We start from the raw sequence: 12,134 nt of genomic DNA on the forward strand, positions 1-12,134 counted from the left end.
TCGATGGCTTCCGTTACGCTGGAAAAAGTCCGCAAAGACTATGGCGCCGTGCGTGTGCTGCACGCGGTCGACCTCGACATCGCCGACGGCGAGTTCGTCGTCCTCGTCGGTCCGTCCGGCTGCGGGAAATCGACGCTTCTGCGCATGATCGCCGGTCTGGAGGAGGTTTCCGATGGCGAGATCCGTATCGGCGAGCGGCTGGTCAACGACGTCGCGCCGAAGGACCGCGACATCGCCATGGTGTTCCAGTCCTACGCGCTCTATCCGCATATGGACGTGTCGAAGAACATGGGCTTCAGCCTGATGCTGAGGAAGGCGGAAAAGCAGGCGATCGACGCGCGGGTCGACGGCGCCGCCAGGCGGCTTGGGCTGGACAATTTTCTGCAACGCCTGCCGCGCCAGCTTTCCGGCGGCCAGCGCCAGCGCGTCGCCATGGGCCGGGCCATCGTGCGCGATCCCAAGGTCTTTCTTTTCGACGAGCCGCTTTCGAACCTCGACGCCAAGCTGCGCGTGCACATGCGCGCCGAGATCAAGGCGCTTCACCAGCAACTGAAGACCACATCGGTCTATGTCACGCATGACCAGATCGAAGCCATGACCATGGCTGATCGCATCGTCGTGATGCATGACGGCGTCGTCCAGCAGGTCGGCGCGCCGCTCGACCTCTATGACCGGCCGGCCAACATGTTCGTCGCCGGATTCATTGGCTCGCCCGGCATGAATTTCCTGCCGGCGAGTGTTGAGAAGGGCGGCAAGGCGGATGCAGTGCTGTCCGATGGCCAGAAACTGCGATTGCCGGATGGCCTGCCACTCAGGGAAGGCGATGCGGTTACCGTCGGTTTGCGGCCGGAGCATATAAGGCTGGCGGATGACGGCCCGCTGCAAGGCGAAGTGGCGGTGGTCGAGCCGCTCGGCCTCTCGACGCAGTTCTACGTCAAGCTGGCCGGCCAGCAGCTTTGCGTGTTCGCCATGGGCCGCGCCGGCGTGAAGCCTGGCGAGACGGTGCGGCTATCGGCCGATCCGGCGGCGCTGCATGTTTTCGACCCGAAAAGCGCCGACCGGGTAGGGTAGGGGCGCGGCCGCCAAGCGGCCACTCTGTTGCCCGCTGGGCATATTCTAACCATACGGCCTTTTGGCGAGTCGAAACTTGCCTGACCCGGGCCAACCGCTTTGCGGAGCCACATTAATAGAAACCTCCTCCTGCCGCCATCATGTGGCGTCCTTTCATCAATCAGTTTGGTTCTTGAATCGCCGCAACGCGGCGGGGGGAGATTTATAATGCCTGCGAATAACAACTCCGCCGACGCTCGTATCACTGAACCATGCCGCGAGAATGACCAGCCTAGGCCGGTGAACCGGTATGTCAGAAGACGGCTTCCGTCTGCCATCACGCTCGGAGACCGGAGAATTGCTTTCATACGCAGCGAAATCACGGAACAGATTCAGTCGCGAATTGACGCCTAGCGGACAGCGAGGGCAGCAGTATCAAGCCACGCTCTATCCCAGGGCGGCCGGCAAAGCAGCCTAAATCTCTTTGAACTCCACCGTCCGCGGCGGGATATGAGCTAGGCTCAGCCGTTTGGTATTCTTGATTTCTGGTCAACTGCCGCCCTACTTTGGGCCATCATCAGGGACCTAGACGAATGATCTCGGTTTGCGGATACATCGGGGCGGTGATCGGTTGGAAGGCGCTCGAAAATGCCGGCGACATCCTAGATAAGATCGGCGAGACGCTGTTTGGCGGACGTTATAAAGCGATCTACGAGGACGTCGCATCCAAGCTGCGCGCTCATACAGGCGCGGTTCCAGCAAACCACGATTTGGAGCACGCCATTCGACTCAGTGAACTCACCTCTTCACTCGTGATGGTGCGCATGTATGTCGATACGCAAGAGGCCGACCAGTTGCGGCTTGGCGGACGGCCGCCGGAGCGTCGCGCGAGGATTCAGTTCGCTAGTGCCGCGCGCCGCTATCTGCATAAGCAGATCGGATTGGGCGGGCCATTCAAGCTAGAATCCAACAAGGACGTTGTCGATGAAATAGAGACAAACTTGGACGGCGCGCTATCGGCTCGCGACTTTGCAGCGGTCCAGGCGAGTCTGGATGCAGCGTGCAAGCGCGTTCTGCGCGATCTCATCGCTGGAACGGAGCAGGGAAAGGACCAACTGGCCGTTCCTGCCGATTTCGCGTCATTTTTTCGTGGAAAGGCGACAGATGATGAGCCGGGCTGGGCTCTTATTTTCCTTGCCTTCATGCGGGAGGCATTGAAGCAAAATCACAAAGCGGAGGTCGCCTTCGTCGCGTCTCGCCTTGGGTATTTGCGCAATTCGCTACCGAAACTCGAAGCCAAATTTGACCAATTTTTGCAGATAGCGAATTCGATAAAGAACGACACATCTGATATTAAAGATGATATATCTAAAATCCTAGCGATAGTTCAGAGACGTGAGTCTTATGTAATTGGAGGAATTAATTTTGAATTCCCCATTAAAATTGAAATAGCGATAAATGATCGTGGAGAGCTTATCATTTTCCACAGTCGGCCGTTTAACGATGATTTGTCTAAACTCGAATTCAATATGGACGAAAATCGACTCTCTCTAATCATGATTAAAGGATTCTCTTGTAATATACCAATACGATCTGAGTTATCAGTGTTTATGAGAAAGTCTACTCAGGCTTTAATGGTGCTTGTGAACGAGGAAGGTGGAAATCTAGTCGAGGGTGACTATGTGCCATTGCATGTCATGAAAAGGTACTTGGAACCACTTTCTTGTGGCTAGGGCAAAGCTGCGTAGAGACAAATTCTCTGGATCCTTGCTGAGGCGCCGTGGCTTTTGTCGTGGAGATTTATGCGGTGACGACGCGCACGCCTTTCGCGGTTTATGAGAGCCGCTCGACAAGGCCCCTGCCTCACGCGGGCTTTGTGACTATAGCAGCCCCATCGTTGGCCGTTATGCTGGGTTTGACTACCATCCAATGAAATCAATGCTTTAGGGACAAAAAACGCCGCCCGATGGGCGGCGTTTCGGCATTCTCTTGGAAAAACCAGATTACTTGATCTTGGTTTCCTTGAACTCGACGTGCTTCTTGGCGACCGGGTCGTATTTGCGGAACGACAGCTTGTCCGTCTTGGTGCGACTGTTTTTGCTGGTCACGTAGAAGAAACCGGTGTCGGCGGTCGACAGAAGCTTAATCTTGATGTTTGCGGCTTTGGCCATGGTATCAGTCCGTTTGTTCGTGGGGTTTTGGCCGCTGGAGCACGGGAAAACACCCGGACGCGGGAAACTTGCCGCGACACATAAAGAACGCGCCCGGAAAGTCAAGCCCGACGCGCCTTGCGGCCGTCACGGACGCCAATGCCTGTCGGCATTCATACGTGTTCCGCCTCCAGAACGATGGTTTTCTTCCAATCTCCCGTGGTGTTCCACCAGCGATTCGGATTGGCGCGGTCGTCCAACCCCTTGGAACGGCTGGCAAGGACCGGCTGAATGCGGATCACCGGCTCCTGGTAGCTGTGCGCTTGGAAGATCGCTTCGACGACGCGCGCCGCCAATTCCTGGTCATCGGGCAATTCGAACGAAACCTCGACCGTGCCGGGGCGCCGCCGCAATTCGGTCTCGGCGCCGGCGGCTGCGCCGTCAAGTGGCCGGTAGCGCTCGATGCCATGCGCCGACTGGTAGGCGTTGCGGTCATATTTACCCATGGCCAGCGGCGCCAGCGCCACCACGGCGTCCATGATGCGGTCGACATCCGCGGCCGGCGCCTGGAAAGTGACAAGCAGGAGCAGCGTCATCCGCAATGATGTGGTTTCAAAGCCGCTGTCGATCATCGGAGTCTCCTCAACTTCAGGTGTTTTGAGGTCTCCGTATAAACCGTGGCTGCTGACACGGTTCTGTCAGCAGCCAGTCATCCGGGGGTAGCCAGTTATGGGCCAGCCGGTAGTGGGCGATCGTGAATCCGGTTTGCGCGGTGGCGGCTTACAAGATCTTGCGGACCAACCTGACGCTGGCAAGAACCATGTAGGCGGCGAAGAACAGGCCGAGCGACCAGCCGAAGCCAGAGGGACCGAACGCATCCATGCCGATGCCTATCGCCTGCGGGCCGAGCACCATGCCGACGCCGTAGCACAGCACGAAGGCGGCATTGGCGGAAGCCAGTTCATGGCCGGAAAGCTGCGAGCCGAGATGGGCGAGGCCGATCGTGTACATGGCCGCGACCACGCCGCCCCAGACGAACAGAAGGCCCGCCATCAGGTGCCAGTTGCCGGCCAGATGCGGCATGAAGATCGTACCGGCGAGTCCGACAGTGGCGCAGGCCAGAAGCAGATAGCGGCGGTCCGAGACGCGATCGCTGATCATGCCGATCGGGATCTGCAAGAGCACGTTGCCGAGGCCGATCATGGTGAGCAGCAAGGCGGCGTCGGCTTCGGAATAGCCGATGCGGTTGCCATAGACCGGAAACAGGGCGAAACCGCCCGTTTCGACGGCTCCAAACACCAGTACGGCGGCGGTGGCGGTCGGCACCAGCCAGATATAACGCAGGAAATTGCTGGTCTCGCCGTCAGATACGATCGTCGGGCTCTCGTTACGCGCCGCCAGCACCGGGATCGCGGCCAGCGCCACCAATGCGATGATGACTCCGAAAGGCCTGAAGCCGGAACTGCCGAGATGGGCGAACAGCCACGGCCCCGCGGCAAAGCCGAGCGACAGCACGGTGGCGTAGATGCCGAGCACAAGACCTCGCCGATGCGGCGGCGCCGAGGTGCTGATCCAGAATTCCGACAGGATGAACAGCACCGTCAGCGCGATGTGCAGCACGACGCGCAGCGGAAACCACATCCAGAAATCGGGTGCGAAGTGGAAGCCGACGAAGGCCAGCGCACCGGCGGCAATCATGGCGATCATCGTCCAGGCAACGCCGAAGCGCATGGCGAGCGGCGTGGCCAGAGGGGCGCCGGCGATCGAGGCCAGGCCGGCGACGGCTGTGTTGAGGCCGATCATCGAGGCCGAATGGCCGCGCGTTTCCAGGATGACGCTGAGCAGCGGCATGCCGAGGCCGATGGCGATGCCGACGACGCTGATCGACGAGATCGCCGCCACCATCGGCAGCCAGTGTACGCGCTCGTCGCCCTTTGGTTGGGTATCGACCGTCATGTTATGTCTGAATACTCGATGTTCTACAGAATTTCGCGGGTGAAGCGGTTGCGGACAAGCCGGTAGAAGGGCACGGGACCGCCCGGACGCAACAGCGGATCATGGGCGAGGCGGCTTTCCAGCTCGTCCAGGATCATCCGGGTGATGTCGGGAATGTCGGCTTCCCTGGCCTTGGCAAGCGGCAGCCAGACCAGTTCCTCGAGTTCGTTGGTCGGACCGCCGCCCGTCAGTTCGACGGCGACATCATCGCGCCAGGCGCAGAAGAAGCGGGTGTCGAAGCGGCGCACCCGGTTGGGCGGCGTGATGGCGCGCGCAATGAAGCGCAGCATGTCCAGGGCAGGTTGCACCCCATGTTCGGCAAAGCCTTGCCAATCAGACCTTGTCGTGGCGAAGGCGCCTTTGCGACCAATCAGCAGCCCGGCTTCCTCATAGGTCTCGCGGATGGCCGACAAGGCGATGGCGCGGGCACGCGCCTCGCTCGTGCGGCCGGGGCCGGCGATGAGCTTTGCTTCCTGCTCGGGATGCAGCGCGGTGGCGGTGGGGATGCGGCTGTCCGCCGGGTCGGTACGGCCGCCAGGAAAAACGAACTTGCCTGGCATGAAGGCGTGACGGGCATGACGGCGACCCATCAGGACCCGCGCGTCGTTGCCCTTGCCGTCGAGCAGGATCAGGGTCGCGGCATCGCGTGGACGAATCGCCCGGCCGCCATGCGTGGCCAGACCCTTGTCGATCCTGTCGACGTCCGCCTTGGTCATTCCTTCCATGCGCAGGACCTAGCGGAAACGTCTTGCATGCGAAAGTAGCCTTGACGGTTGGCACGTTGCGCCAGCCAGCACCTCAAGCACCGGGATGGGGTTCGGCCACGTCGTGTTCGCCAGCAAAACCGTGCATATAGAATGCCCATTGCAATCCGATGACGGCACCTTTCACCGGCTGCAGTAGGGCAACCGACAGCAGGATCGTCAAGGGTACCCAGATGGCGATGTGCTGCCAGGTGGAAAGGGTCGACGTCGCCTCCACGCCCATGAAGGCGCCGAGCACGATGTGGCCGACGATGACGATGACCAGATAGGCGGGCAGATCGTCGGCGCGGTGATGGTGTATCTCCTCGCCGCAGACGCTGCATGTCTCGACGGTCCTGGTGAAGCCGCGAAACAGCTTGCCTTCGCCGCAATGCGGGCAGCGGCCGAGCATGCCGCGCTTCATCGCCGTCCACAGCGGTCGCGCGACCCGGCCCGAGTGATGTTCACCGCCGAAAACCTGTTCTTCCGTGACTCTTGCCATCATCGTCTCCTGCCACGCGAGCCTGGGCGCGATTGTGACGCACGGGCGCGGCCCTTTGCCTTGTGAAACGACCTGACGGAGCCAGGCAGGGGCTTCGGGTCGGTCAACATCTCAAAGCGCATCGCGCCGGCCATCGGCGCCACTTCGACGAGACGGACCTCGACACGGTCCGCCAGCTGATAACCCTTGCCCGAGCGTTCTCCGTAGAGCGAGCGGGCCGTTTCGTCGTATATATAGTAATCGCCGCCCAGAGTTGACACGGGGATGAAACCATCCGCGCCATACTGCGGCAATTGGACAAATAGTCCCGATTTGGTGACGCCCGAAATGCGGGCGTCGAAACGGTCGTCGATGCGCTCGGCGAGATAAGCGGCGATCAGCCGGTCGACCGTGTCGCGTTCGGCCGCCATTGCACGGCGTTCTGTGCCGGAAATCAGCACCGAAACATCCTCGAGCCGCGCTTCCTCCTCCTGCGTCAGGCCCCCTGGGCCGAGGCCGAGTGCGGCGATAAGCCCGCGGTGCACGATGAGGTCGGCGTAACGGCGGATCGGCGAGGTGAAATGCGCGTAACGGTTCAGGTTGAGGCCGAAATGGCCGATGTTCTTGGGTGAATATTCGGCCTGGCTCTGCGAGCGCAGCACCACCTCGTTGACCAGACCTTCATTGTCGGCGCCGCGCACGCGCTCGAGAATGCCGTTGAACTGGGCGGGCCGCATCTGCGCACCGCGCGCCAGCGACAGGCCCAGGGTCTGCAGAAATTCGCGCAGCGATTCCTGCTTGGCCAGCGAGGGCGCGTCGTGGGTGCGGTACACCAGCGCCTGCTTCTTCGCCTCGAGTGTCTCGGCGGCGGCGACATTGGCCTGGATCATGAATTCTTCGATGAGCTTGTGGGCATCGAGCCGTTCCGGCACGACGACGCGATCGACCGTGCCGTCGGGCTTCAGCAGGATCTTGCGCTCGGGCAGGTCGAGTTCGAGCGGCTGGCGGCCATCGCGTCCGCGCTTGAGGATCGCATAGGCATCCCATAGCGGCTTCAGCACCGCGTCGAGGATCGGCCCGGTCTTGTCGTCCGGCACGCCGTCGATCGCCGCCTGCGCCTGTGGGTAGGCGAGCTTGGCCGCCGACTTCATCATGACGCGATGGAAGGAATGCCTGATCTTGCGCCCGTCCGCCGAGAAGGTCATGCGCACGGCCAGTGCCGGGCGATCCTGGCCTTCGCGCAGCGAGCAGAGATCGTTGGAGATGCGCTCGGGCAGCATCGGCACGACGCGATCCGGGAAATAGACCGAGTTGCCGCGCTTCAGCGCTTCACGGTCGAGTGGAGTGCCGTAGCGGACGTAAGCAGCCACGTCGGCGATGGCGACCGTGATGACCACGCCGCCGGGGTTCTTCTCATCGAGATCGGGCGTAGCGAACACCGCGTCGTCGTGGTCCTTGGCGTCGGCCGGGTCGATGGTGACCAGCGGCAGTTCGCGCCAGTCCTCGCGGTTGGCCATCGTCGCAGGCTTGACGGCTTCGGCTTCGGCGATGACGTCGGCCGGGAAGACATGCGGAATGTCATGTGCGTGGATGGCGATCATCGAGACCGCCTTTTCGCTGGTCAGCGAGCCCAGCACGTTGAGCACTTTTGCTCTCGGCAAGCCATAGCGCGAGGCCCGGGCGGGCTCGACCTCGACGAGATCGCCGTTCTTGGCTCCGTTCTGGAATTCCTTGTCGACGATCAGTTCGGGTTGCCGGCGCTCCACCGGCTCGATGCGGAAGCTGCCGTCCTGAAGCACCCGAAAGACGCCGAGAACGGCATCCGTGCGCTTCTCGAATATCTTCATCACCCGCCCTGTGTAGGCCGGGCCGCCCAAGGCGACATTCGTGTCGTCGGCGGGAAAGGTCTTGGCCAGCACGCGATCGCCAATGCCAGGCGCCGGTCCGCCGCCACTGCGCGACAGGCGGATGGAAACGATGGGGGGCGGTCCATTGGCGGTGTGTTCGGTGGGACGCGCCAGCAGCACGCCGTTGGCGTCGCGGTCGAAAATATCGAGCACCGTGACATGGGGCAGGGCGCCAACGCGGGCCAGGCGCTTACGCTCCTTGGTCAGGACGCCTTCGTCCTGCAGGTCGCTCAGGAGATCCTTCAGCCAAATGCGGTCCGGGCCGCGCAGCGCGAACGCCTTGGCGATGTCGCGTTTTCCAGCGCGATCCGGATTTTCGGCGATGTAGCGCAGGATTTCGTCACGCGAGGGCCTGTAATCGCCCTTGACCTTGGCCGTTGTGTCGGCGGTGCGCGGGTCGCCGTGGGTTGTTGCGGAGATCCTGCGCGCCACGCCGTTCTATCCCTTTTTCCTGGCGGCAGGCTTCTTGGCCGCCGTCTTCTTGGTAGCGGGGGCCTTGGCCGCCGCCGCTTTGCGGAAAGGCTTCTTGCCGCCGCCGCCCTTGGCTTCCTTCTCGGCGATCAGCGCCAGCGCATCCTCCATCGTCACCGATTGCGGATCCTTGCCCTTGGGCAGCGTGGCATTGACCTTGCCGAAATTGACATAAGGCCCGTATTTGCCGTCGCGCACGACGATCTTGCCGCCGCCGTCGGGATGATCGCCAAGCTCCTTGAGGGCTGCCGCAGTGCCGCCATTACGGCCGCCCTTGCCCTTCAACTGCTTCTCGGCGATCACCGAAACAGCGCGGTTGAGCCCGATCGAGAATACATCCTCGATGCTGTCGAGATTGGCGTAGGTGCCGTCATGCAGCACGAAAGGCCCGTAGCGGCCAAGCCCGGCCGAGATCATCTTGCCGGTTTCCGGATGCTTGCCGACATCCCGCGGCAGGGAAAGCAGGGCAAGCGCCTTCTCATGGTCGATCGAATCGGGCGTCCAGCCCTTGGGCAAGCTGGAACGCTTGGCTTCCTTGCCGTCGCCGCGCTGGATATAGGGACCGAAGCGGCCGCTGCGCAGCGTGATCTCCTCAGCCGTGTAGGGATCCTTGCCGAGCACTTTGGTGCCGTCTTCGCCGCCGCCATTCTCGCCATTGGGGTTGGCGGCGTCGCCGAGCTGGCGGGTGAAGGAGCATTCGGGATAGTTCGAGCAGCCGACGAAGGCGCCGAACTTGCCGAGCTTGAGCGACAAATTGCCGGTGCCGCATTTGGGGCAGATGCGCGGATTGGAGCCGTCCTCCCGGGCAGGGAAAACCAGCGGCGCCAGTTCCTCGTTCAGCGCATCGAGCACGTCGGTGACGCGCAGTTCCTTGATGTCGGCCACGGCGCCGGAAAAATCCTTCCAGAAATCGCGCAGGACGTCCTTCCAGGCGAGCTTGCCGTCGGAGATCTCGTCGAGCTTTTCCTCGAGCGATGCGGTAAAGTCATATTCGACATAACGCTCGAAGAAGCTTTCCAGGAAGGCCGACAGCAGCCGGCCCTTTGCCTGCGGCACAAGCCGGCGCTTGTCGATGGTGACATAGTCGCGGTCCTCGAGCGTCTTCAGGATCGCCGTGTAGGTCGACGGCCGGCCGATGCCGAGCTCCTCCAGCTTCTTGATCAGCGAAGCTTCGGAATAGCGCGGCGGCGGTTCGGTCGTGTGCTGGGTGGCGTTGATCGCTTGGCGGGCAAGCTGCTCGCCGGCGCGGATTTCGGGCAGGCGGCGGTTTTCCTCGTCCTCGGAATCGTCGTCCTTCTGATCGGTATAGGCGGCGATGAAACCGTCGAAGCGCACGACCGAACCGACGGCGCGCAACTCGGCCGTGCGAGCACCGTTGACCGCCTCGATCTCGACCGTGGTGCGTTCGATCTCCGCCGGCTGCATCTGGCTGGCGATGGCGCGCTTCCAGATCAATTCGTAGAGCCGCATCTGGTCGGCATCGAGATATTGCCTAACCGATGCCGGCGTGCGCATGAAGTCGGTCGGGCGGATCGCTTCGTGCGCTTCCTGGGCGTTCTTGGCCTTGGTCGTGTACAGGCGCGGCTTTTCCGGCAGGTATTTCGGGCCGAATTCCTTGGCGATGGCATCGCGTGCGGCCGAGATCGCCTCGGGCGCCATCTGCACGCCGTCGGTTCGCATATAGGTGATCAGGCCGGTGGTTTCGCCGCCGATCTCCATTCCTTCATAGAGGCGCTGCGCCACCTGCATCGTGCGGTTGGCCGAAAAGCCGAGGCCCGACGAGGCGGCCTGCTGCAATGTCGAGGTGGTGAAGGGCGGGCCCGGATTGCGCTTGGTGGGTTTTGCTTCGACGGACAGCGCCTTGAAGGCCGCGCCCTCGAGCATGGCCTTGATGTCGTCGGCCTGCGCCTTGTTGGCGATGTCGAGCTTCTGCAACTTCTTGCGCTCGAAAGCGGTCAGGCGCGCCTCGAAGTTCTCGTTGCGCGGCGTGCCGAGGATGGCAGCGATCTGCCAGTATTCCTCGCGGATGAAGCGTTCGATCTCGGATTCGCGGTCGCAGACCAGCCGCAAGGCGACCGACTGCACGCGGCCGGCGGAACGGGCTCCGGGGAGCTTGCGCCACAGTACCGGCGAAAGAGTGAAGCCGACGAGATAGTCGAGCGCCCGGCGGGCGAGATAGGCGTCGACCAGCGGCGCATCGATCTGGCGCGGATTGGCCATCGCCTCGAGCACCGAGCTCTTGGTGATGGCGTTGAAGACGACGCGGCTGACCGGCTTGTCCTTCAGCGCGCGCTTCTGCCGCAAGACTTCCAGAACATGCCAGGAAATGGCCTCGCCCTCGCGGTCCGGGTCGGTGGCGAGGATCAGGCCGTCGGCGTCCTTGACCGCCTTGGCGATGTCGGCGAGGCGCTTGCCGGATGCCGTGTCGACCGCCCAAGACATGGCGAAATCCTCGTCCGGTCGCACCGAGCCGTCCTTGGCCGGCAAATCACGGACATGGCCGAACGAGGCCAGAACCTTGTAGTTCTTGCCGAGGTATTTGTTGATTGTCTTCGCCTTGGCCGGCGATTCGACGACGACGACGTCCATGAGGGCTCATATCAGCTGTGATGCGGCAGAAGAATTCCGCTGCGCGCGACGAAATCTCGGTTCTGTTCGTCGCTCACATGGCCGCGCTTTTGCATCCGGTCAAGGGGAAGCGGCCAAATTGCAAGAGTGCCGGCAGCAATACACTCTAAGAGTGTATGGAGAAGATCACATTGTTGAGGGCTAACTAAAACAAATGGCTGGAGCGGTGAGGAGCGGCTCAAATTGGCGCCGATGAGGTCGCCGGCGACCCTGTGGACCGAGTCAAATGCCGCGCCAGCGCGTCTGATGCGGACTGCCAGGCGTTGAAGGCACGCCCGGCAGCAACGTCGAAGTTAAGGTGGCAGCCTTAGTCGGCCTTGACGATATGCCAGACGCCGCCGACGCCATCACCCGACACATCGCCGGCCTTCTTGTCCTTGATGAATGTGTAGACGGGCTTGCCGTCATAGGCCCACATCTTGGTGCCGTCGGTGCGGTCGACAACGGTCCATTCATCGTCCGCCTTGGCGCCGGCCTCGGCCTTCAGCGGCGGCCAGTTTGTGGCGCATTTGTCGTAGCAGTTGGTCTTGCCCTTCTCGTCCTTGTCATAGGTGTAGAGCGTCATGCCGTTGGCATCGGTGTAGATCTTGGTGCCGCCGACCTCGGCCTCCTTCCAGGCCTCTGCTGCGAAAGACGCGGCGGTGCTGAGCAAAAGCGCGGCCAACCCTAGTGTCACGGTTTTCATCGAAATCTCCCTGCTGATCCGAGG

At 61.9% G+C, this 12,134-nt stretch carries 10 protein-coding genes; 2 read left to right on the forward strand and 8 right to left on the reverse strand.

Annotation, left to right across the window (positions count from 1 at the left end):
- Positions 1-3: 3 nt before the first annotated feature.
- The gene (gene ugpC / locus FJ942_RS17975) at positions 4-1,071 is read left to right on the forward strand and encodes a sn-glycerol-3-phosphate ABC transporter ATP-binding protein UgpC (protein ID WP_140579678.1); all 1,068 of its coding nucleotides are present in this window, start codon (positions 4-6) and stop codon (positions 1,069-1,071) included.
- Positions 1,072-1,643: 572 nt separating this feature from the next.
- On the forward strand, positions 1,644-2,783 hold the full coding sequence (locus tag FJ942_RS17980) for a hypothetical protein (RefSeq protein WP_140898445.1): 1,140 nt from the start codon (positions 1,644-1,646) through the stop codon (positions 2,781-2,783).
- Between the two features lie 270 nt (positions 2,784-3,053).
- On the opposite strand, the gene rpmG is transcribed toward FJ942_RS17980, so the two are convergent.
- The 8 genes from rpmG to FJ942_RS18020 form a co-directional block, all read right to left on the reverse strand.
- Positions 3,054-3,221, reverse strand: coding sequence for a 50S ribosomal protein L33 (gene rpmG / locus FJ942_RS17985; RefSeq protein ID WP_006201775.1), 168 nt, complete (start codon positions 3,219-3,221; stop codon positions 3,054-3,056).
- A gap of 152 nt (positions 3,222-3,373) precedes the next feature.
- On the reverse strand, positions 3,374-3,832 hold the full coding sequence (locus tag FJ942_RS17990) for a hypothetical protein (protein ID WP_140501560.1): 459 nt from the start codon (positions 3,830-3,832) through the stop codon (positions 3,374-3,376).
- A 148-nt stretch (positions 3,833-3,980) separates the two neighbouring features.
- Entirely contained in the window at positions 3,981-5,156 is a 1,176-nt protein-coding gene (locus tag FJ942_RS17995; RefSeq protein WP_140501562.1) for an MFS transporter, read from the reverse strand.
- Positions 5,157-5,179: 23 nt separating this feature from the next.
- Positions 5,180-5,920, reverse strand: a complete 741-nt coding sequence (locus FJ942_RS18000) for an NUDIX domain-containing protein (protein WP_140518285.1) — start codon at positions 5,918-5,920, stop codon at positions 5,180-5,182.
- Positions 5,921-5,993: 73 nt separating this feature from the next.
- Complete coding sequence (locus FJ942_RS18005) at positions 5,994-6,440, reverse strand: DUF983 domain-containing protein (protein WP_140898448.1); 447 nt, start codon at positions 6,438-6,440, stop codon at positions 5,994-5,996.
- The gene (gene rnr, locus FJ942_RS18010) at positions 6,440-8,758 is read right to left on the reverse strand and encodes a ribonuclease R (protein ID WP_140898450.1); all 2,319 of its coding nucleotides are present in this window, start codon (positions 8,756-8,758) and stop codon (positions 6,440-6,442) included. Before rnr ends, FJ942_RS18005 begins: the two co-directional genes overlap by 1 nt.
- A 6-nt stretch (positions 8,759-8,764) precedes the next feature.
- Complete coding sequence (gene topA, locus FJ942_RS18015; protein WP_140518283.1) at positions 8,765-11,386, reverse strand: type I DNA topoisomerase; 2,622 nt, start codon at positions 11,384-11,386, stop codon at positions 8,765-8,767.
- 346 nt (positions 11,387-11,732) lie between these two features.
- Positions 11,733-12,110 carry a hypothetical protein gene (locus FJ942_RS18020; RefSeq protein ID WP_140525400.1) on the reverse strand — a complete coding sequence of 126 codons (378 nt, stop codon included), beginning with the start codon at positions 12,108-12,110 and terminating at the stop codon, positions 11,733-11,735.
- Positions 12,111-12,134: the final 24 nt, after the last annotated feature.

Origin of the sequence: Mesorhizobium sp. B2-4-2 (genome assembly GCF_006442845.1) — a bacterium.
In the GTDB taxonomy this organism is placed as follows: Bacteria; Pseudomonadota; Alphaproteobacteria; order Rhizobiales; family Rhizobiaceae; genus Mesorhizobium.

What these genes read in the sequence shown, in the direction of transcription:
- FJ942_RS18000 (WP_140518285.1), bottom strand. Translation starts at nt 5,920, where the DNA reads ATGGAAGGAATGACCAAGGCGGACGTCGACAGGATCGACAAGGGTCTG.
- topA (WP_140518283.1), bottom strand. Translation starts at nt 11,386, where the DNA reads ATGGACGTCGTCGTCGTCGAATCGCCGGCCAAGGCGAAGACAATCAAC.
- ugpC (WP_140579678.1), top strand. Translation starts at nt 4, where the DNA reads ATGGCTTCCGTTACGCTGGAAAAAGTCCGCAAAGACTATGGCGCCGTG.
- rpmG (WP_006201775.1), bottom strand. Translation starts at nt 3,221, where the DNA reads ATGGCCAAAGCCGCAAACATCAAGATTAAGCTTCTGTCGACCGCCGAC.
- FJ942_RS18020 (WP_140525400.1), bottom strand. Translation starts at nt 12,110, where the DNA reads ATGAAAACCGTGACACTAGGGTTGGCCGCGCTTTTGCTCAGCACCGCC.
- FJ942_RS17990 (WP_140501560.1), bottom strand. Translation starts at nt 3,832, where the DNA reads ATGATCGACAGCGGCTTTGAAACCACATCATTGCGGATGACGCTGCTC.
- FJ942_RS18005 (WP_140898448.1), bottom strand. Translation starts at nt 6,440, where the DNA reads ATGGCAAGAGTCACGGAAGAACAGGTTTTCGGCGGTGAACATCACTCG.
- FJ942_RS17995 (WP_140501562.1), bottom strand. Translation starts at nt 5,156, where the DNA reads ATGACGGTCGATACCCAACCAAAGGGCGACGAGCGCGTACACTGGCTG.
- FJ942_RS17980 (WP_140898445.1), top strand. Translation starts at nt 1,644, where the DNA reads ATGATCTCGGTTTGCGGATACATCGGGGCGGTGATCGGTTGGAAGGCG.